The 19,514-nt window shown below is 39.6% G+C and carries 23 protein-coding genes; 19 read left to right on the top strand and 4 right to left on the bottom strand.

Translation table 11 applies throughout. From position 1 onward, the window contains the following. Positions 1–10: 10 nt before the first annotated feature. The 3 genes from EPA86_RS10110 to EPA86_RS10100 form a co-directional block, all read right to left on the bottom strand. Positions 11–580 (bottom strand): GNAT family N-acetyltransferase, encoded by a 570-nt coding sequence (locus tag EPA86_RS10110; RefSeq protein ID WP_140603317.1) that lies wholly within the window; start codon positions 578–580, stop codon positions 11–13. 33 nt (positions 581–613) lie between these two features. Beyond that, a complete protein-coding gene (locus tag EPA86_RS10105; RefSeq protein WP_140603316.1) occupies positions 614–1,435 on the bottom strand; it encodes an SAM-dependent methyltransferase in 822 nt (273 codons plus the stop codon). A gap of 88 nt (positions 1,436–1,523) precedes the next feature. Further along, entirely contained in the window at positions 1,524–2,924 is a 1,401-nt protein-coding gene (locus EPA86_RS10100; protein WP_140603315.1) for a pepsin-like aspartic protease, read from the bottom strand. A gap of 242 nt (positions 2,925–3,166) precedes the next feature. On the opposite strand from EPA86_RS10100, the gene dusB reads away from it, so the two are divergent. The 8 genes from dusB to EPA86_RS10060 all read left to right on the top strand — a co-directional run bounded on the left by dusB (position 3,167) and on the right by EPA86_RS10060 (position 10,842). Continuing rightward, complete coding sequence (gene dusB / locus EPA86_RS10095) at positions 3,167–4,177, top strand: tRNA dihydrouridine synthase DusB (RefSeq protein ID WP_140603314.1); 1,011 nt, start codon at positions 3,167–3,169, stop codon at positions 4,175–4,177. A 56-nt stretch (positions 4,178–4,233) separates the two neighbouring features. Beyond that, a complete protein-coding gene (fis, locus tag EPA86_RS10090; protein ID WP_118958520.1) occupies positions 4,234–4,521 on the top strand; it encodes a DNA-binding transcriptional regulator Fis in 288 nt (95 codons plus the stop codon). Positions 4,522–4,662: 141 nt separating this feature from the next. Next, positions 4,663–6,264, top strand: a complete 1,602-nt coding sequence (gene purH, locus EPA86_RS10085; RefSeq protein ID WP_140603313.1) for a bifunctional phosphoribosylaminoimidazolecarboxamide formyltransferase/IMP cyclohydrolase — start codon at positions 4,663–4,665, stop codon at positions 6,262–6,264. 521 nt (positions 6,265–6,785) lie between these two features. Further along, positions 6,786–7,625, top strand: coding sequence for a class I SAM-dependent methyltransferase (locus tag EPA86_RS10080; protein ID WP_140603312.1), 840 nt, complete (start codon positions 6,786–6,788; stop codon positions 7,623–7,625). 34 nt (positions 7,626–7,659) lie between these two features. Further along, the gene (gene purD / locus EPA86_RS10075; RefSeq protein ID WP_140603311.1) at positions 7,660–8,952 is read left to right on the top strand and encodes a phosphoribosylamine--glycine ligase; all 1,293 of its coding nucleotides are present in this window, start codon (positions 7,660–7,662) and stop codon (positions 8,950–8,952) included. A gap of 171 nt (positions 8,953–9,123) precedes the next feature. After that, complete coding sequence (locus tag EPA86_RS10070; RefSeq protein ID WP_140603310.1) at positions 9,124–9,438, top strand: YbjQ family protein; 315 nt, start codon at positions 9,124–9,126, stop codon at positions 9,436–9,438. A gap of 3 nt (positions 9,439–9,441) precedes the next feature. Further along, complete coding sequence (locus EPA86_RS10065; RefSeq protein WP_140603309.1) at positions 9,442–9,924, top strand: YbjQ family protein; 483 nt, start codon at positions 9,442–9,444, stop codon at positions 9,922–9,924. Between the two features lie 42 nt (positions 9,925–9,966). Further along, positions 9,967–10,842, top strand: a complete 876-nt coding sequence (locus EPA86_RS10060) for a M48 family metallopeptidase (protein WP_140603308.1) — start codon at positions 9,967–9,969, stop codon at positions 10,840–10,842. Positions 10,843–11,533: 691 nt separating this feature from the next. On the opposite strand, the gene fusA is transcribed toward EPA86_RS10060, so the two are convergent. Then, complete coding sequence (gene fusA, locus EPA86_RS10050) at positions 11,534–13,621, bottom strand: elongation factor G (protein WP_140603307.1); 2,088 nt, start codon at positions 13,619–13,621, stop codon at positions 11,534–11,536. A gap of 687 nt (positions 13,622–14,308) precedes the next feature. Here fusA and rpsJ point away from each other — a divergent pair. Genes rpsJ through rpsQ form a run of 11 tightly spaced genes read left to right on the top strand, consistent with a single transcriptional unit; the run spans position 14,309 to position 19,260 of the window. Then, the gene (rpsJ, locus tag EPA86_RS10045) at positions 14,309–14,620 is read left to right on the top strand and encodes a 30S ribosomal protein S10 (RefSeq protein WP_044833274.1); all 312 of its coding nucleotides are present in this window, start codon (positions 14,309–14,311) and stop codon (positions 14,618–14,620) included. A 15-nt stretch (positions 14,621–14,635) separates the two neighbouring features. Further along, positions 14,636–15,274: a 50S ribosomal protein L3 gene (gene rplC, locus EPA86_RS10040; RefSeq protein WP_140603306.1), complete on the top strand. Its 639-nt coding sequence runs from the start codon at positions 14,636–14,638 to the stop codon at positions 15,272–15,274. Positions 15,275–15,290: 16 nt separating this feature from the next. Further along, positions 15,291–15,896, top strand: coding sequence for a 50S ribosomal protein L4 (rplD, locus tag EPA86_RS10035; RefSeq protein WP_118958506.1), 606 nt, complete (start codon positions 15,291–15,293; stop codon positions 15,894–15,896). Further along, on the top strand, positions 15,893–16,195 hold the full coding sequence (rplW, locus tag EPA86_RS10030; RefSeq protein ID WP_130601358.1) for a 50S ribosomal protein L23: 303 nt from the start codon (positions 15,893–15,895) through the stop codon (positions 16,193–16,195). The genes rplD and rplW overlap by 4 nt, the downstream gene beginning before the upstream one ends. Positions 16,196–16,206: 11 nt before the next feature. After that, complete coding sequence (gene rplB / locus EPA86_RS10025) at positions 16,207–17,031, top strand: 50S ribosomal protein L2 (protein WP_140603305.1); 825 nt, start codon at positions 16,207–16,209, stop codon at positions 17,029–17,031. Positions 17,032–17,065: 34 nt separating this feature from the next. Next, entirely contained in the window at positions 17,066–17,341 is a 276-nt protein-coding gene (rpsS, locus tag EPA86_RS10020) for a 30S ribosomal protein S19 (RefSeq protein ID WP_118958503.1), read from the top strand. Positions 17,342–17,352: 11 nt separating this feature from the next. Beyond that, entirely contained in the window at positions 17,353–17,685 is a 333-nt protein-coding gene (gene rplV, locus EPA86_RS10015) for a 50S ribosomal protein L22 (protein ID WP_118958502.1), read from the top strand. A gap of 11 nt (positions 17,686–17,696) precedes the next feature. Continuing rightward, a complete protein-coding gene (gene rpsC / locus EPA86_RS10010) occupies positions 17,697–18,392 on the top strand; it encodes a 30S ribosomal protein S3 (protein ID WP_118958501.1) in 696 nt (231 codons plus the stop codon). A 12-nt stretch (positions 18,393–18,404) separates the two neighbouring features. After that, positions 18,405–18,818, top strand: a complete 414-nt coding sequence (gene rplP, locus EPA86_RS10005) for a 50S ribosomal protein L16 (protein WP_118958500.1) — start codon at positions 18,405–18,407, stop codon at positions 18,816–18,818. Beyond that, positions 18,818–19,009 carry a 50S ribosomal protein L29 gene (gene rpmC, locus EPA86_RS10000; RefSeq protein WP_118958499.1) on the top strand — a complete coding sequence of 64 codons (192 nt, stop codon included), beginning with the start codon at positions 18,818–18,820 and terminating at the stop codon, positions 19,007–19,009. The genes rplP and rpmC overlap by 1 nt, the downstream gene beginning before the upstream one ends. Further along, positions 19,009–19,260, top strand: a complete 252-nt coding sequence (gene rpsQ, locus EPA86_RS09995; protein ID WP_140603304.1) for a 30S ribosomal protein S17 — start codon at positions 19,009–19,011, stop codon at positions 19,258–19,260. The genes rpmC and rpsQ overlap by 1 nt, the downstream gene beginning before the upstream one ends. Positions 19,261–19,514: the final 254 nt, after the last annotated feature.

The following is a 19,514-nucleotide window of genomic DNA, read 5'->3' as shown; positions in this document are numbered from 1 at the left end:
AGATAGAGTGTTAGTCAAAAACTTTAGTGATTAACCGTTGCTGCCATTGGGGTTTATCAAAGTATTGATAACTATTTTTAGTTGTTGTGGGTTGTAGTTCGTCCTCAAAAGTAAACTGTAATTTTTTTAAAAAACGCTTGGTGGCGAGATTCTTGTTGGCATAAAATGCGTTGATTCTATCAATGTTTTGGTAATTAAAAGCATACTCCATTAAAGCCCCCATGGCCTCTTCTGGGTATTGCTTTCCGTTTGCTTTTGTTAGCAACATAATGCCAATTTCCACTTGGTTTATATCTTCTTTGTTGGGTTTCGGGGAGTGACTAGGCTTTAGCCATGACAAGGCTTGAAAGCCTATTGGTTCAAGACTTTCTTTTTCAATTATTGCCCAATTAAGTACTGCTTTTTTCTTTTTTTCAATCGCTTTTAGCGAGTTAGCAAAGTTCTTCTTAGTTTGCTCTAATTTAATAACACCGCCAGAGTTCCTCATGATTTTTTCATCAGTGAATAATTGACAGTACAGCTCCTCATCATCAGGTATGAAAGGACGAATTAGTAATCGTTCGGTGGTAAAACTATGCATAATTTTCTTAGTTTAAATCTATACCGTTGTAGGCTATAGCACTAATGTTAGTTTAGGCCCACTTTTAGCGCGCTCTTCTTTTTTATCTATTTGCGCCAACCTAGCGAGCACCTCTTCATTAGGCTGCATTTTTCTACTTGGCGGAACCACCATGGTGGTGTGCATGTGTAACTCAGCATCAACCAGTTCTGTTAAGGCAATTTTGTCGGCACGCATGGTATCTATAGCTATGCCTTTAGCTTCATATAATATAACTTCATGGTCAGCAGGGTAGTGCTCTAGTAGCAAGTCTACTAAGACTTGGCGATAGGCTTTGCCTGTTGAGAACTTGCCTAAGGATTTATCACCTGCTAAGGCTACTTGCCATAAAATTAAATGGGCTGAATTATCAACTTTACGCTTATAAAACATGAATTGGCTGGTTTCAAAATGTGCACAACCAGTATTGCCAGGATCTATGCCTAAATCAGCATAAAGGCAGTCTTCTGCTGATATACCCGGCTCCATGGTGGCAGGTAGCTCTTCTAATTTGGCTTTTCTAATGGCGCGATGGGCAACACAAGCAAATACGCCGGGGTGACCATAAAAAGCAGCGACGACTTTTTTACCTTCTCGTACGGCGTCTAAAATGGTATCAACCATTTCGTTGTAGGTAATATTGCGGTTTTTACCCTCTTCGTAGAAGTGTTGTAGGCTATGCACGTTATCGTTAATACCTTCTAACCATTTTTGTGCGAAACCATTAGCCATTAATGAGAAAACCACATCAGCATGTTCAATATGGCTTAATGCGATAGGGCTAACATGAGCACCTAAGGTCATGCCAGTACCGACACACGTTAAATTACCTGACATACTTATTTTCCATTATTTTCATTTGTTATTCATTTTGAGCTAACTTATCAGATTCTTATTAAAGTGATAAGTTAACACAGCTTATTTCTTATTTTTGCTTTGCAAACTTAATCACGCCATTTGTATCTTCACTGCGATCAAATACAACATAGTAGTTATTCAATAGCGGTAATCCAATAATGGATTGGTTTGGCCATTGGGGTAACTGACTTAATAATTTGAGGCTTGCTCTACCAAAAGTAGGGCAATTCAGTTGCCAATAGGTTTGTGGTGTACAAGCTAACTGTATTGTTGGCTTTTCTTCATTATCTATGTGGCCTTCACCGTTTGCGTTGCTGGAATTGCTAACAAAATTAAAGTAAATGGTTGGCCACTTATCTAATTCTATCAAGCTAGCATCGACTCCTGTGTACTGTTCTTTATAATCTTTGAAAGGAGTTAGTAACGCTTCATAACTTGGGTTGATAGCAATTAAATCGCGTATTACTTGCTCATATATTGTAGCAGTTAACACTATCGCGCCTGCGCCAGTATCAATAATGGCATTGGTAAAATAGCTTTTTACATGGCTTTGTTCTAAAGGCTCAGCTTTTATAACTGGCTTATCACCCACTTGTACCGAGACAAGTTCAACGTTGTAATAAACATCGTGCTCCACTTGAATGCTTTGAAATTCACCTTGATATAAATCTGTTTGTTCTTCACCACCACCAAGTATTAATGCGCCTTGGTTCTCGGATAGTTGCATTAGTGGTTCTATGTCTGCTATTGGACTAGTGGCAATATTAATGTCTTTATTGGCTTCATCGACGAATATGCTGGAGCGTTTGCTATAAAAGGCGAACTTGTTGGCAACTAAGTGTTCTTCTTCAAGTTCAGTAAAATAAGGCACAATATCGTGTTCTGGATATTGCCATAAAAATTTTTTAAAGGCGTTTAAGTCGGTACTTGTTGGAGAGGTTTCGCTTGCATCGCTAAAGGGCCATGGGTAGGTCGTAGCTGGGCTTATGTTTTGCTGGGTAAAATAACTTGTTAAGTTAAAGCCTTTATTAAGGTGGTGATACGCTAAGCCTAATATGCCATCGGCATCACCAAAGGTTGCAACCTGTTGTTTACCTGATACAACGGCAATATCGCCTTTAGTTAAGGTGATTTGCTCAGATCCAACTTTGCTTTTATTGGCTAAATCGTAATTACTTAAGGTAATGCCGCTTTTAATAACTGGGCCATTCCAACCGCCAATACCGTAGTTAACTTCTTGGGCAATAGCCGAAGGGGTTAATTGCTTGTCATGCTTTGTTTGGTAAACCCCTTCTTTTACTACTAGCGTGCTACTGCCAGTATCAAGCAGCAAATTAACGGGTGCTTGCTCGCTACCTAAGTGAACTACAACACTGTAGTCGCCTTTTCCATAAATATTTGTAATGGGTAATTGTAGTGGAGTATGCATAATATTATTGTTTTTTATTAAGTTATTGTAAATGCTCAATCCCTTTACCTTGCCACAGTACAGCGTATATTTCGAGCAAATACTTGAAAGACTTTTTTGTGACTAATGTCAACATATTTGTAAAGTAATTGTACGTTTTGTGGTCACTTTAAAAGTTTGGCAAATGTCAATATTAAAAAGTGGAAAAAAGTTAAAAATTGTTCAAATTCTATGCTTTTCAATTGAAAAAAAAACACGTAAACTTAGCGCCCTTTTGACGAGTAGCTCAAAAAAGCATCAGTGTGAAGATAGGTCCGTATCAATTAAATAGTCAGGTAATGCTTGCGCCAATGGCGGGTATTACTGATCAACCTTTTAGACAATTATGTTGTCAATTAGGTGCAGGTTTAGCTGTATCAGAAATGATGTCGTCTAATCCTAAAGTTTGGAATACCGACAAATCTAAGCAACGTATGGTGCATAGCAAAGAGGCAGGCATCCGCTCAGTACAAATAGCGGGTAGTTGTCCTGAAGAAATGGCCTTTGCTGCGAAAGTTAATGCACAAAGTGGTGCCCAAATTATTGATATTAATATGGGATGCCCAGCAAAAAAGGTAAATAAGAAGTTAGCGGGTTCTGCGTTATTAAAAGAGCCAGCACAGGTTGAAGCAATTGTTAAGTCTGTGGTGCAAGCGGTAGATATACCGGTGACGTTAAAAATTCGTACAGGTTGGTGCGAAAATAGCCGTAACGGCATTGAAATAGCAAAAATTGCGCAAGATAACGGTATTGCTTCTTTGGCAGTACATGGTCGAACCCGAAATGACTTTTATAAAGGTCATGCGGAATACGACACAATCAAGGCAATTAAGCAGGCAGTTTCAATTCCGGTGGTGGCTAATGGTGATATTACCACGGTTGAAAAAGCCGAACAGGTACTAAACCATACCCAAGCTGATGCCATTATGATTGGTCGAGGTGCTCAAGGTCGTCCGTGGTTTTTTAGAGAAATTAATCATTTCTTAGCAACGGGCAATAAGTTGAAAACCCCTTCATTGGATGAAGTACGTGCCATTTTGTTAGCTCATGTAAATGAGTTGCATCAGTTTTACGGTGATTTTAAGGGTGTGAGATTCGCCCGTAAACATGTGTCTTGGTATATACAAACACTCTCAGCGTTAAACGAGGGGTTTAGTGAGTCTTTTACTGAGGACCAAGGCAAAGTGTTTAGAGCAAAATTTAATGGGTTAGAGACGGAAAGTGAACAGCTTGACGCCCTTAACTTATTCTTAGATAGCTTTACAGGTTTGTAGCCAAGTAAAGATTATTTATTTTTTACAATTATTTAATTTACAAAGAGTTATATCATATGTTCGAACAAAATGTTTCTTCTCCATTTATTACTGGCGATATTCAAACGCAAACTAAAACTTCACCATTGCGTACTCAAGCTAAAATAGCTATCAGCAACTACTTATCACAATTAAATGGTAACGATGTTGATGATATGTATGACCTTGTATTAAGTGAAATTGAAGCGCCTATGCTTGAAGAAGTAATGAAGTATACTCGCGGTAACCAAACGCGTGCGGCTAACTTGTTAGGTATTAACCGCGGAACATTACGTAAGAAATTAAAAAAATACGGTATGAACTAATATCGACTTTTTAACATAAAAGCACCCTCGGGTGCTTTTATCGTTTATATGCTTTGTGTTTTATGGTTATAAGCCCTAATTAAATGAACTAAATCAAAGCAAAAAAGAATTAGTATTTAAACATTAAAAGGTAAATAAAAAATGGATAATCCACGTCCAATCAAACGCGCACTATTAAGTGTATCTGATAAAACAGGTATTGTTGAATTTGCTAAAAGCTTAAGCGACAAAGGTGTTGATCTTCTTTCTACTGGTGGCACAGCAAAATTATTAGCTGAAAATGGCATTAAAGTAACTGAAGTGTCAGATTACACAGGTCATCCTGAAATTATGGATGGTCGTGTTAAAACATTACACCCTAAAGTACATGGTGGTATTTTAGCTCGTCGCGGTACTGATGAAGCAGTAATGAGCGAAAACAACATTAGCGCGATTGATATGGTTGTGGTTAACCTTTACCCATTTGCTAACGCAGTAAGCGATGAAAACTGTACGTTAGAAAACGCTATTGAAAACATCGATATTGGTGGTCCTACAATGGTTCGCGCAGCCGCGAAAAATCATAAAGACGTAACCATTATTGTAAACGCGGGTGATTATGATCGTGTTATTGCTGAAATGGATGCAAACGATGATTCATTAAATTACAAAACACGTTTTGATTTAGCCATTGCTGCTTACGAGCACACAGCAAGCTACGATGGTATGATTGCTAACTACTTTGGTAAAATGTTACCAGCATACGGTGACAATGAAGCAACTCCTTCATTTGAAGAAAAAGCCAAATTCCCACGTACCTTTAACAGCCAATTTGTTAAATCGCAAGACTTACGTTACGGTGAAAACTCTCATCAAGATGCTGCATTCTATGTTGAAGCTAACCCAACAGAAGCATCAGTATCTACTGCCAAGCAAATTCAAGGTAAAGCATTATCTTATAACAACATTGCTGATACAGACGCTGCATTAGAATGTGTTAAAGAATTTGATGAAGCGGCTTGTGTTATTGTTAAGCATGCAAACCCTTGTGGCGTGGCAATTGGCGATAATATTTTAGCCGCATATGAAAGTGCTTTTAAAACTGACCCAACTTCTGCTTTTGGTGGCATTATCGCGTTCAACCGTGAGTTAGATGCAGATACTGCTGAAGCGATTGTTTCTCGTCAATTTGTTGAAGTGATTATTGCACCAAGCATTTCTGATGCAGCGGCTCAAATTGTTGCAGCTAAGCCAAATGTACGTTTATTAGAATGTGGTCAGTGGGATAACCAAACCACAGGTTTAGACTACAAACGTGTAAATGGTGGTTTGTTATTACAAGACCGCGATCAAGGTAAAGTTGCAAGCGATGATTTAAAAGTAGTAACTAAGCGTCAGCCTTCAGAAGAAGAAATGCGTGATTTACAATTTTGCTGGAAAGTTGCTAAATACGTTAAGTCTAACGCGATTGTTTATGTTAAAAACAGCATGACCATTGGTGTTGGTGCAGGCCAAATGAGCCGTGTTTACTCAGCAAAAGTTGCTGGAATTAAAGCCGCTGATGAAAACCTAGAAGTAAAAGGTTCAGTGATGGCATCGGATGCATTCTTCCCATTCCGTGATGGTCTAGATGCAGCTGCTGAAGCAGGTATTACAGCAGTAATTCAGCCAGGTGGTTCAATGCGTGATGATGAAGTTATTGCCGCCGCAGACGAGCATAACATTGCTATGGTATTTACCGGAATGCGCCACTTCCGCCATTAATTTCAGTTTTTGTCGTTATAGGGCTAAAACTCTGCACGATAAGTACTCACGTATAGTCATACGCTCCGTGCTTATCGTTTGTTTTTTAAACCCTATAACTTAAAAAACTATCATTGATTGGAGTTGATTTTTATTGTTTAGAGGTTAAATTTATTCGTTAAAAGTGCTCACGTATAGTCATACGCTCCGCGCTTTTACCTTTAAATTTAAGCCTTTCAACTTATAAAATCTTTATTAATAATGATTCGCTCTGAGGCTAATAAGTTAGAGCGTTTTTAAGAATGAGTAGTTTAGCTAGTATGCGGTTACTTATTTTGAATATGGCGTTCATGTATACAAGTATTTCTATTGTTTGAAGAAATCTTGTTACAAATTAGCTTAAACAGTGCCCTAGTTCACGGTGAACAGCACTGTTTCTTTATTTAAAATCTGCTATAAATGTTGGTTGAAATTAAAAACCTCAATACTACATCTGGTTTATAGGTGTAATTTTGGTTAAAAACTCAACAATGGAAATAGTTATGTTATTAAAAAAGAACAACTTAAAATCTCTTCTTATCTCAGCGACATTAACATGTGGAGCATTAATTAGTTTAAATGCTGCTGCGCATGCTCAACACGATGCCAAGCTTGAGAAAGCGGTAGCAGGTGAACATCGCTCAGCTGATAATAAAGCACGTGATCAATATCGTAACCCTGTAGAAACTTTAAGTTTCTTTGGTTTTAATTCAAACATGACAGTAGTAGAAATAACACCTGGTGGTGGTTGGTATACTGAAATATTAGCTCCTGCCCTTAAAGGCACGGGTAAATTATATGGCGCACATTACCCTGATACCGGTGAAGATAATTACTACAGTAATTCACGTAAAAAATTAGAAAAGAAACTTGCTTCAAACGTAGTGTTCAGTGAAGTAGTTTTAACCGATTTTGTACCACGTAAGCAAAGTGAATTAGCGCCTCAAGGCAGTGCTGATTTAGTGCTAACTTTCAGAAATCTCCACAACTGGAAAGATGCAGGTGTAGAGCAAGTATTTAAAGATGCTTATAACGCATTAAAACCAGGTGGCGTTCTAGGTGTAGTAGAGCACAGATTACCAGCAGGTGGTGATGCTGAAAAATCACGTGGTTATGTATCAGAAGCGAAAACCATCAAACAAGCTAAAGCGGCCGGATTTAGATTCGCAGGTTCAAGTGAAGTAAATGCTAACTCGAAAGATACGGCGTTACATCCGAAAGGGGTATGGACATTACCGCCTCGTTTAGCTTTAGGTGATAAAGATAAAGATAAAGAAAAATATTTAGCGATTGGCGAAAGCGATCGTATGACTTTAAAATTTGTTAAACCCAAAAGTAAGTAAAACTTAATAGCTTGGGTAAAAATAGGAAAATTAAATGAACATTTTAGTTATTGGTAGTGGTGGTCGTGAACATGCACTGGCGTGGAAAGCGGCACAATCGTCTCAAGTAAGCAAAGTCTTTGTAGCGCCGGGTAATGCTGGTACATCAACTGAAACTAAATTAGAAAATGTTGCCATTAGCGTTGGTGATTTAGAAGGTTTAGTAGCTTTTGCTCAAAAAGAAGACATTGCTTTAACTATTGTTGGCCCAGAGCAGCCACTTGTTGATGGTGTAGTTGATGCATTTCAAGCTCAAGGTTTAGCTATTTTCGGCCCAAGCGCAAAAGCGGCACAACTTGAAGGCTCTAAGTCTTTCACTAAAGATTTTTTAGCGCGTCATAAAATTCCTACAGGAAGCTATGCAAACTTTACTGATGTAGATGAAGCACTGGCTTATGTTCGCGAACAAGGTGCACCTATTGTTGTTAAAGCAGATGGCTTAGCAGCGGGTAAAGGCGTTATTGTTGCTTTAACGCTTGAAGAAGCTGAAGATGCAATCAAAGATATGCTAGCAGGTAATGCCTTTGGTGAAGCAGGGCATAGTGTTGTGATTGAAGAGTTTCTTGAAGGTGAAGAAGCCAGCTTTATTGTGATGGTAGACGGTAAAAATGTATTACCTATGGCAACAAGCCAAGATCACAAACGAGCTTTAAATGGAGACTTAGGTCCTAACACTGGTGGCATGGGCGCTTATTCACCAGCGCCTGTGGTAACGCCAGAAATTCATAACCGTATTATGGCCGAAGTCATTATGCCAACAGTTGAAGGTATGGCATCAGAAGAAGCACCTTACTCAGGATTCTTATACGCTGGTTTAATGATTGCAGCTGATGGTACACCAAATGTGATTGAATATAATTGTCGTTTTGGTGATCCTGAAACACAGCCGATTATGATGCGTTTACAATCAGACTTAGTTGAACTTTGTATAGCAGCGACACGTGGTGAGTTAGATAAAGTAACTGCAGAGTTTGATAGTCGTGCTGCCGTTGGTGTTGTATTAGCGGCTCAAGGTTACCCAGCAAGTTACCCTAAAGGCGATGTGATTTCTGGCTTAAATACTAATACTAACGATTCAGCTAAAACCTTCCATGCAGGTACAGCATTAAATGATGCAGGTGAGGTGGTTACTGCAGGTGGTCGTGTACTTTGTGCTACCGCGTTAGGTAATAGTGTCACTGAAGCGCAAAAAGCAGCTTATGAATTATTACACCAAATTACTTGGCAAGGTGTTGAGTTTAGAACTGACATTGCATATCGCGCCATTGAACGTGAGCAAAATGCTTAAGTAATAAGTTTACTGAGATAATTTAAAAGCCGATATTTTATATCGGCTTTTTTTATGGGGAAAATAATTTGAAACAAGTTGATTAATAATTTCTTTGACATATTATGTCATGCAATATAATGTAATTAGCAAAACAATCGTATTAATGAAATGGATGTTGAGGAACGTTATATGTTAATTAGTAATTTAGAAATCATACCGGGAAAAGAAATCACCCAACATTTAGGTTTGGTACAAGGCAGTACAGTGCGTAGTAAACATGTAGGGCGTGACCTTATGGCTGGTATTAAGAATATTTTTGGTGGCGAACTTGTTGGTTATACCGAATTGCTCCAAGAGGCTCGTGAAGAAGCCGTTGAGCGTATGAAGCAGCAGGCTCAGGCTGTTGGTGCAAATGCGGTGGTAAATGTAAGGTTTTCAACCTCATCAGTGACACAAGGGGCGGCTGAATTATTCGCCTATGGTAGTGCAGTTATTTTGAGGTAGCCCATGGGACAATTTCAATTTGAAATCGGTATATCGATACTCTTATTATTATTGGGTTACTTCTTTGGTCGTCATGCTGAGAAAAGACACTTTCATTCGATAAGGCAGCGTGAAGAAGAGTATCGAGATGTTTTATCTATAGCCAGTAAAGTGACTACAGCTGAAGATAGTGCCAAGCCAGGTATGTTGGTGACGGGTAGTGTGGTTATTTCAGTAGATTATTTTAAACGTTTTTTAGCCTTACTACGTACTATCTTTGGTGGTAGGGTTACTTCGTATGAAACATTGCTCGATAGAGCACGAAGAGAGGCTATTTTACGGATGAAGGAAGAGGCGCGAAGCTTAAATGCCGATCGTATTTTTAATATCAAATTAGAGACTGCCTCTATTTCAAAAAATGCTGCAGGTAACATAGGTTCAGTGGAAGTACTGGCTTATGGCACTGCAATTAGTCGAGTCAATCAAGGAGGGTTTTCAAATGATTAGTTTAGCTGTTATTTTTGTGCTAATTGTACTGCACTGGTATTTATGATTTACCGTAACCCTAAAATACCTGAAGGTATAAACTACAGTAACGCAAACCCTGTCAAAGAGTTTGCGTTACTTGCCTCTGGCGCTATCGCAATTATTATACTAGCTATTTATTTGCTAGGGAGTTTGCTTGATTGGAGTAGCAAATTTATTCCATTTGCTTATGAACAAGAGTTAGCTGAGCCTTGGGTTAAACAGTTCAAAGGTAATCCTACAACACAACAAAATGAGGTAGCAGCTTATTTACAGCGTCTCGCTGATGATATGACGCCGTTAATGGCCTTGGAAGATGACGTCGAGATTACCCTTCATTATGTTAATAGCGATACTGTTAATGGTGTGGCAACATTAGGTGGCAATATTTTCATTTTCAGAGGTTTGTTAGAAAAATTACCTAGTGAAAATGCCTTGGCTATGTTGCTGGCCCATGAAATCGTACATGTTAAGTTACGCCACCCAGTTAAAGCACTTAGCAAAGGCGCATTATTTACCTTGTTGTATGCGGTATTGAGCGGTCAAAGTAATACTGATGTCTCAGGGCTTTTCTCTGGCACTAGCCAATTTGCTTTTCTTGGCTTTAGTCGCTCACAAGAGCAAGCTGCAGATGATGAGGCTTTACGTGTTTTACACGAATATTACCGAAATACGCAAGGCGCTTCTGAATTATTTAATGTCTTGTTAGAGGAAAGTCAGCAAAGCGGCGTAGAAGTATTGAGTGTGTTTCATACTCACCCAGAAGTGACTAAGCGTTTATTAAATACAGAAACCGTATCAGGAATCAATAATTGGCCTACAAAAGGACAGTCTGTAAAAATACCTGCTCATATTCAAGAGCTTGTGCAGCAGAATAAGTTACAACAAAGCGCTGAATAATGAGCATAATAAAATAGTAAATCGAATAAAATTAACTGTCAGTGTATTATGGCTGTTGTTTAGTCGCAGCGACTACTATTTCCCTAATGCACACATTTTGAGGTTGGCTATAAACAAAAGTCACTGTGCTAGCTATATCTGATGCTTGAATAGCGCCACCCATATCTTCTTTCCAAGACTCATACCCTTTTTTTATTTCATCTGATGTTGTGTGTGATAAGAGCTTAGCTGAGAGAATTCCTGTGGAATTATAAAATCGCAGGGCAGAATCAATTCTCAGGCATCCTTTTTAGAAGTTACTTAAAAGTATTAATTACTTCTTAGCTTTGTTTGCTGCTTTAACTTCAGCAATTACTTCGTCACCGCGTTTTGTGGATACGGCACTTGCTTTGTTAGCTGAGAGAATTCCTATGGAACTATATAATCGCAGGGCATGATTAATTATCAGGCATTAAAAAAGGATGCCGAGGCATCCTTTTTAGAAGTTACTTAAAAGTATTAATTACTTCTTAGCTTCGTTTGCTGCTTTAACTTCAGCAATTACTTCGTCACCGCGTTTTGTGGATACGGCACTTGCTTTGTTAGCTTAGATAATTCCTATGTAACTATATAATCGCAGGGCATGATTAATTCTCAGGCATTAAAAAAGGATGCCGAGGCATCCTTTTTAGAAGTTACTTAAAAGTATTAATTACTTCTTAGCTTCGTTTGCTGCTTTAACTTCAGCAATTACTTCGTCAGCTACGTTTTGTGGACACGGCATGTAGTGTGAGAATTCCATAGAGAATTGACCACGACCTGAAGTGATTGTACGTAAGTGTCCGATGTAACCGAACATTTCTGAAAGAGGTACGTCAGCTTTGATGCGAACACCAGAAGTACCAGCTTCTTGGTCTTTGATCATACCACGACGACGGTTTAAATCACCGATAACATCACCAACGTGATCATCAGGAGTAAACACATCAACTTTCATGATTGGTTCAATTAACTGAGCACCAGCTTTTGGAATTGATTGACGGAAAGCGCCTTTAGCAGCGATTTCGAAAGCAACTGCAGATGAATCAACTGCGTGGAAGCCACCATCAAATAATTCAACTTCAACGTCTAATACAGGGAAGCCAGCAAGAACACCAGTCTCCATCATAGAGTTAAAGCCTTTCTCAACAGCTGGGAAGAATTCTTTAGGTACGTTACCACCAACAACTGTTGATGAGAATACGAAACCTGAACCTGGTTCACCTGGCTTGATACGGTAATCGATCTTACCGAATTGACCTGAACCACCAGATTGTTTCTTATGCGTGTAAGAATCTTCGATTGCTTGTGTGATAGTTTCACGGTATGCAACTTGTGGCTTACCAACTTCTAAATCAACATCGTATGTACGACGTAAGATATCTACTTTAATATCTAAGTGAAGCTCACCCATACCACGTAAGATTGTCTCACCTGAATCTTGGTCAGTTTCAACAGTAAACGTAGGATCTTCTGCAACCATTTTACCGATAGCAATACCCATTTTCTCTGTTGAACCTTTATCTTTAGGCTTAACAGAAATAGAGATTACTGGCTCAGGGAATACCATTGGCTCTAATGTTGCTGGGAACTTAGGATCACATAAAGTGTGACCAGTTTGAACGTTCTTCATACCAACGATAGCTAAGATATCACCTGCTTGTGCAGAAGAAAGCTCAGTACGGTCATCAGCGTGCATTTCTACCATACGGCCAACACGTTCAGTTTTACCAGTGAATGTGTTAAGGATAGTATCACCTTTGTTTAATGTACCTGAGTAGATACGAACGAAGGTAAGGGCACCGAAACGGTCATCCATAATTTTAAATGCTAACGCACGTAAAGGACCATCAGTAGAAACAGTTGCAACTTCACCAGTTGGCTCGCCTGCTTCATCAGTGATTGGTTGTGGATCAACTTCTGTAGGAGAAGGCAAGTAATCAACAACAGCATCAAGAATTAATTGAATACCTTTGTTTTTAAATGCAGAAGCACAGTAAGTTGGGAAGAAAGACATATCACGTGTACCTTTACGGATACATGCTTTGATTTGCTCCATAGTTGGCATTTCACCTTCCATGTAAGCTTCTAATAAGTCATCGTCTTGCTCTAAAGCAGTTTCGATTAATTCTTCACGGTATTCTGCAGCTTTGTCTACTAAGTCAGCTGGAATATCTGTTATTTCGTAGTTTTCTGGAAGACCAGTGTCATCCCAAACGTAAGCTTTTTCGCTAAGAAGGTCTACAACACCAACAAAACCGTCTTCTTCACCAATTGGTAAAGTCATTACTAGTGGATTAGCACCTAATACGTTACGTACTTGGTCTACAACACGGTAGAAGTTAGCACCTAAACGGTCAAGTTTGTTAACCATGATTAAACGAGCTACTTCTGAGTCGTTAGCGTAACGCCAGTTAGTTTCTGACTGAGGCTCAACACCACCAGAACCACAGAAAACACCAACACCACCATCTAATACTTTAAGTGAACGGTAAACTTCAACAGTGAAGTCAACGTGACCAGGAGTATCGATGATGTTCATGCGGTGATCATTCCAGAAACATGTAGTCGCAGCAGACTGGATAGTAATACCGCGCTCAGCTTCTTGTTCCATGAAGTCAGTTGTTGACTCACCGTCATGTACTTCACCAGTCTTATGAATTTTACCGGTTAGTTTAAGGATACGTTCAGTTGTTGTGGTTTTACCCGCATCAACGTGAGCGAAAATACCAATGTTTCTGTATTTTGATAAATCTGCCATTAGATTACTCTACTTAGTTAATGTCTATTCTGCTTTCTCATGCTTATTACGCATAGCTATATATAAGCATGAGAAAGCAGAACTGTTGAAAATTTGCGCGCGAGTATATCATTACTCGACAAAGATCGGTAGAAGATTGACAAATAATTTGTCAGATAAAAGTAAATAGCTAAAAAAGTGTACTGATTCTGCTTATATATAGGTATTTAAAAAAGTGAAAGGTATATTCTGCTTTAGCTTATTATAAATGGCTTTGGTCGAATTAGCAGAAATTAAAAAAAAGTAGCGAAGCTACTCCTTAATAATCACTCTTCTTTGAAAGAATACATGAGCTATTATTCGCTACTAATTCTTGTGATTGTTTTTCGCAATCAAGATAAATTATTAAGTACTAAATTTAGATAATTCAGTTGGGCTTATTTTTGACCATGTCTTTAGCTTATTCTTAGGTGGTAGTTGTAATAATTTTTTATCTATGTATAATACGCGCTCACGTTTGGCTTGACTAAGTGTGATTTGTAACAGCAAAATGCAATTACAAATGATTAGGTAATGAAATAATTAATTACCTATTTTTACAGCAACTCTAATTTTGAGTTGAATGTTATATAGCAATACACCCCCTTCCGGCACATAAGGAAGCAGAGGGATGTATTTTTTTGTTCTTTTAAAAGGGGATTTGTCTTCATGTCAAATCAAAGAATTCGCATTCGTTTGAAAGCGTTCGATCATCGTTTGATTGATCAATCTACAGCAGAAATCGTTGATACTGCAAAGCGTACTGGCGCGCAGGTTCGTGGTCCAATTCCACTTCCTACTCGTAAAGAGCGTTTCACAGTTTTGATTTCTCCACACGTTAACAAAGATGCGCGAGATCAGTACGAAATTCGTACTCACAAACGCATGATTGATATCGTTGAACCAACTGAAAAGACTGTAGACGCGTTAATGCGTTTAGATCTTGCAGCTGGTGTTGACGTTCAAATCAGCTTGGGTTAATAGGGGGTTTTAACAATGACTATAGGTCTAGTTGGACGTAAAGTGGGTATGACTCGTGTCTTCACTGAAGATGGTGTTTCTACTCCTGTTACAGTTCTAGAAGTTGAAGCGAACCGTGTTTCTCAGGTTAAAACTGTAGATAACGATGGTTATTCAGCACTACAAGTTACTACGGGCAGCAAAAAAGCTAACCGTGTTAACAAACCAGCTGCTGGACATTTCGCAAAAGCAGGTATCGAAGCAGGCCGCGGCTTGTGGGAATTCCGTTTAAATGCAACTGAAGGTGAAGGTCTTGAAGCAGGCAGTGAAATCACTGTTGAGTTATTCAATGACACTAAATTAGTTGACGTTACTGGCACCTCAAAAGGTAAAGGTTTCCAAGGTGGTATCAAGCGCTGGAATTTCAGCATGCAAGACGCTACTCACGGTAACTCGATCTCTCACCGTTCAAACGGTTCGATCGGTCAGTGTCAAACACCAGGTCGTGTTTTCAAAGGCAAAAAAATGTCTGGTCACATGGGTGCTGTGAAGACTACTACACAGAACTTAGAATTGGTTCGCGTTGACGCAGAACGTAACTTGCTACTTGTTAAAGGTGCAGTTCCGGGTGCTATCAACGGTAACGTAATCATCAAACCAGCTGTTAAAGCTTAGTCCAGGAGATTTTGTGATGGAATTATCATTAAAAGACGCATCAGGTGCTCTTGAAGTTTCTGAAGCAACTTTTGGACGTGAGTTTAATGAAGCTTTAGTACACCAAGTAGTAGTTGCATATGCAGCTGGTGCTCGTCAAGGTACTCGTGCTCAAAAGACTCGCTCAGAAGTTAGCGGCGGTGGCAAGAAGCCATGGCGTCAAAAAGGTACTGGCCGTGCACGTGCTGGTACTACTCGTGGTCCAATCTGGCGTTCTGGTGGCGTAACATTCGCTGCTAAACCTCAAGATCACAGCCAAAAAGTTAACCGTAAAATGTACCGTGGTGCTATTGCTAGCATCCTTTCTGAACTAGTACGTCAAGAGCGTTTAGTAGTTGTAGAAAACTTTGCGGTAGAAACGCCTAAAACTAAAGACTTAGTTGCTAAGTTAAAAGGTTTAGAGCTTAAAGACGTTTTAATTGTAACTAAAGAAGTTGATGAGAACTTGTTCTTATCTGCACGTAACTTATATAAAGTTGACGCTGTAGACGTTCAAGCAATCGATCCAGTTAGCTTAGTTGGTTTCGAAAAAGTTTTAATCACTGCTGATGCAGTAAAAGAAATTGAGGGGATTTTAGCATGATAAGCGAAGAACGTTTGTTAAAAGTGCTTTTAGCACCGAATATTTCTGAAAAGAGCACAATGGCTGCTGAAGCAAACAACACTGTTGTTTTCAAAGTTGCTACTACTGCTACTAAAGCTGAAATCAAAGCCGCTGTTGAGAAACTTTTTGAAGTTTCTGTTGAAGGTGTTCGTACACTGAATGTTAAGGGTAAAACAAAACGTACTGGTGCTCGTTTTGGTCGCAGAAGCGATTGGAAAAAAGCATACGTTACTCTTGCTGAAGGTAGCGACATCGACTTCGTTGGCTCAGAGCAATAGGAGATAGAATAATGGCTATCGTAAAATGTAAACCTACTTCTCCGGGTCGTCGTCACCTAGTTAAAGTGGTAAACAAAGACCTACATAAAGGTAAGCCTTACGCACCACTATTAGACACTAAGTCTAAATCAGGTGGTCGTAACAATACTGGTCGTATTACAGTTCGTCACGTTGGTGGTGGTCACAAGCACCATTACCGTATGATCGACTTTAAACGTACTAAAGATGGTATCCCTGCAAAAGTAGAGCGTTTGGAGTATGATCCAAACCGTAGTGCTAACATCGCGTTAGTATTATATGCAGATGGTGAGCGTCGTTACATCTTAGCCCCTAAAGGCTTAAAAGCTGGTGATACGATCCAGTCTGGTGTAGATGCGCCTATCAAAGCAGGTAACACAATGCCACTTCGCAACACGCCATTAGGTAGTGTTGTTCACGCAATCGAACTTAAGCCAGGCAAGGGCGCGCAAATCGCACGTGCTGCTGGTACTTACGCACAATTAGTTGCGAAAGATGGTGCTTACGTTACTTTACGTCTTCGTTCAGGCGAAATGCGTAAAATCGAAGCAGATTGTCGTGCTACTTTAGGTGAAATCGGCAACGCTGAACACATGCTTCGCTCTCTGGGTAAAGCTGGTGCTTCACGCTGGCGCGGTGTTCGCCCAACTGTTCGTGGTGTTGCTATGAACCCAGTTGACCATCCACACGGTGGTGGTGAAGGTAAAACATCTGGCGGTCGTCACCCGGTATCACCTTGGGGTGTACCAACTAAGGGTTACAAGACTCGTAAGAACAAGCGTACCGATAAATTTATCGTACGTCGTCGTACTAAGTAATTAGTACCTATTAACTAAATATTAAGGAATCACCATGCCACGTTCCCTCAAGAAAGGTCCTTTTATTGACCTACACTTGTTGACGAAGGTAGAGAAAGCGGTGGAAAGCGGGAATAAAAAGCCAATTAAAACTTGGTCCCGTCGTTCAATGATCATCCCTAACATGATCGGATTGACCATAGCTGTCCATAATGGCCGTCAACACGTTCCTGTATTTGTAACCGAAGAAATGATCGGTCACAAATTAGGAGAATTTGCACCAACTCGTACTTATCGCGGCCATGTCGTTGATAAGAAAGCGAAGAAATAGGGGAAATTATAATGGAAGCTAAAGCTATACATAAATTTGCCCGCGGTTCTGCTCAAAAAGCACGCTTAGTTGCGGATCAAATCCGTGGCGAGCACGTTGAAAAGGCACTTGAAATTTTAACTTACAGCAACAAATCAGCTGCTGTTTTAGTTAAAAAAGTGCTTGATTCAGCAATTGCTAACGCTGAGCATAACGAAGGTGCAGACATTGATGAATTATTCGTTAAAACTATTATGGTTGACGATGGTCCAACAATGAAACGTATCATGCCACGTGCTAAAGGCCGTGCCGATCGCATTATAAAGCGCACAAGTCACATCACTGTGATTGTGTCTGATAGCTAGGAGATATTAGTATGGGTCAAAAAGTACATCCTACCGGTATTCGCTTAGGTATCACTAAGCCTTTCGCGTCTACTTGGTTTGCAAGCAGCAAAGACTATGCAAACAATTTAGACGGCGATCATAAGGTTCGCGAATATTTAAAAGAGAAGCTTAAAAAAGCATCATTGTCTAAAGTAGTTATTGAGCGTCCAGCTAAATCTATCCGCGTAACAATTCACACGGCTCGTCCAGGTGTTGTTATCGGTAAGAAAGGCGAAGACGTAGAAAAATTACGTTTAGCAGTATCTAAAATTGCTGGTGTTCCTGCTCAAATCAACATCGCTGAAGTTCGTAAGCCAGAAATGGATGCGCAGCTTGTTGCTGACAGCATTGGTAGCCAGTTAGAGCGTCGTGTTATGTTCCGTCGTGCTATGAAGCGCGCAGTACAAAATGCAATGCGTTTAGGTGCTAAGGGTATCAAAGTTGAAGTTAGTGGTCGTTTAGGCGGCGCTGACATCGCACGTTCAGAATGGTATCGTGAAGGTCGTGTACCTTTACATACATTACGTGCTGATATCGACTACGCAACTGCGCGTGGCGAAACAACTTACGGTACGATCGGTATCAAAGTTTGGATCTTTAAAGGCGAAATTATTGGCAACATGCCATTACAAGCAGAGCAACCAGCTGCTAAGCCTAAAAGAAAGAACAACCGTAAGCCTAAGTAAGAGGAATCAGTAATGTTACAACCAAAACGTACTAAATTCCGTAAGCAAATGAAACTGCGCAACCGTGGCTTATCGCACACTGGTAGTTCAGTTAGTTTCGGTACTTACGGCTTAAAGTCAGTTGAACGTGGTCGTATGACTGCGCGTCAAATTGAAGCCGCTCGTCGTGCCATGACTCGTCATGTTAAGCGTCAAGGTAAAATCTGGATACGTGTATTCCCTGATAAGCCAATTACTAAGAAACCTCTTGAGGTTCGTATGGGTAAAGGTAAGGGTTCAGTAGAATATTGGGTTTGCCAAATTCTACCTGGTCGTGTTCTTTATGAAATGGAAGGTGTTTCTGAAGAATTAGCGCGCGAAGCTTTTGCTTTAGCTGCTGCTAAACTTCCGTTCAAAACAACTTTCGTAACTAGGACGGTAATGTAATGAAAGCTAGCGAACTTAAAGCAAAAAGCATTGAAGAGCTTAACGCTGAATTACTAGAGCTTCTACGCGAGCAGTTTAACTACCGCATGCAAGCAAGCACTGGTCAATTAGCACAAACTCATTTGCTAAGACAAGTACGCCGTAATATCGCGCGTGTTAAGACTATCATAACTGAAAAGGCAGGTAAGTAATGAGCGAAGCCAAAATCCGCACACTACAAGGCGTTGTTGTCAGTGACAAAATGGATAAGTCTATCACTGTTAAGATTGAACGTCGCGTTAAGCACCCTATGTACGGTAAATTCATTACGCGTTCAACTAAGTTGAAAGCACATGATGAAGCTAACGTATGTAACGAAGGTGATGTAGTAACAATTCGTGAATGTGCTCCTATTTCTAAGAGTAAATCTTGGACATTAGTAGACGTAGTTACTAAAGCTTAATTGCTGAATAACTAACGAAGTTACTATTAAGAAACCCTATCGCTTATTGTGGTAGGGTTTTTTTATGCTTATCGTATGGGAGAAGACGATATGATAAGTACAGCAAGAGTTAAATCTTGGACACACATATAAGTAAATGACGTAGTAACTAAAGCTTAATTGCTGAATAACTAACGAAGTTACTATTAAGAAACCCTATCGCTTATTGTGGTAGGGTTTTTTTATGCTTATCGTATGGGAGAAGACGATATGAT

Origin of the sequence: Litorilituus lipolyticus, from assembly GCF_006439335.1 — a bacterium.
Classification (GTDB): Bacteria; Pseudomonadota; Gammaproteobacteria; order Enterobacterales; family Alteromonadaceae; genus Colwellia; species Colwellia lipolytica.
The sequence above is the reverse complement of the archived record's forward strand: the minus strand, read 5'-3'. Positions and strand labels throughout refer to the sequence as shown.

Coding starts and splice junctions, on each gene's coding strand:
- EPA86_RS10110 (WP_140603317.1), bottom strand. CDS start 580: ATGCATAGTTTTACCACCGAACGATTACTAATTCGTCCTTTCATACCT.
- EPA86_RS10105 (WP_140603316.1), bottom strand. CDS start 1,435: ATGTCAGGTAATTTAACGTGTGTCGGTACTGGCATGACCTTAGGTGCT.
- fis (WP_118958520.1), top strand. CDS start 4,234: ATGTTCGAACAAAATGTTTCTTCTCCATTTATTACTGGCGATATTCAA.
- purH (WP_140603313.1), top strand. CDS start 4,663: ATGGATAATCCACGTCCAATCAAACGCGCACTATTAAGTGTATCTGAT.
- EPA86_RS10080 (WP_140603312.1), top strand. CDS start 6,786: ATGTTATTAAAAAAGAACAACTTAAAATCTCTTCTTATCTCAGCGACA.
- purD (WP_140603311.1), top strand. CDS start 7,660: ATGAACATTTTAGTTATTGGTAGTGGTGGTCGTGAACATGCACTGGCG.
- EPA86_RS10070 (WP_140603310.1), top strand. CDS start 9,124: ATGTTAATTAGTAATTTAGAAATCATACCGGGAAAAGAAATCACCCAA.
- EPA86_RS10065 (WP_140603309.1), top strand. CDS start 9,442: ATGGGACAATTTCAATTTGAAATCGGTATATCGATACTCTTATTATTA.
- EPA86_RS10060 (WP_140603308.1), top strand. CDS start 9,967: ATGATTTACCGTAACCCTAAAATACCTGAAGGTATAAACTACAGTAAC.
- fusA (WP_140603307.1), bottom strand. CDS start 13,621: ATGGCAGATTTATCAAAATACAGAAACATTGGTATTTTCGCTCACGTT.
- rpsJ (WP_044833274.1), top strand. CDS start 14,309: ATGTCAAATCAAAGAATTCGCATTCGTTTGAAAGCGTTCGATCATCGT.
- rplC (WP_140603306.1), top strand. CDS start 14,636: ATGACTATAGGTCTAGTTGGACGTAAAGTGGGTATGACTCGTGTCTTC.
- rplD (WP_118958506.1), top strand. CDS start 15,291: ATGGAATTATCATTAAAAGACGCATCAGGTGCTCTTGAAGTTTCTGAA.
- rplW (WP_130601358.1), top strand. CDS start 15,893: ATGATAAGCGAAGAACGTTTGTTAAAAGTGCTTTTAGCACCGAATATT.
- rplB (WP_140603305.1), top strand. CDS start 16,207: ATGGCTATCGTAAAATGTAAACCTACTTCTCCGGGTCGTCGTCACCTA.
- rpsS (WP_118958503.1), top strand. CDS start 17,066: ATGCCACGTTCCCTCAAGAAAGGTCCTTTTATTGACCTACACTTGTTG.
- rplV (WP_118958502.1), top strand. CDS start 17,353: ATGGAAGCTAAAGCTATACATAAATTTGCCCGCGGTTCTGCTCAAAAA.
- rpsC (WP_118958501.1), top strand. CDS start 17,697: ATGGGTCAAAAAGTACATCCTACCGGTATTCGCTTAGGTATCACTAAG.
- rplP (WP_118958500.1), top strand. CDS start 18,405: ATGTTACAACCAAAACGTACTAAATTCCGTAAGCAAATGAAACTGCGC.
- rpmC (WP_118958499.1), top strand. CDS start 18,818: ATGAAAGCTAGCGAACTTAAAGCAAAAAGCATTGAAGAGCTTAACGCT.
- rpsQ (WP_140603304.1), top strand. CDS start 19,009: ATGAGCGAAGCCAAAATCCGCACACTACAAGGCGTTGTTGTCAGTGAC.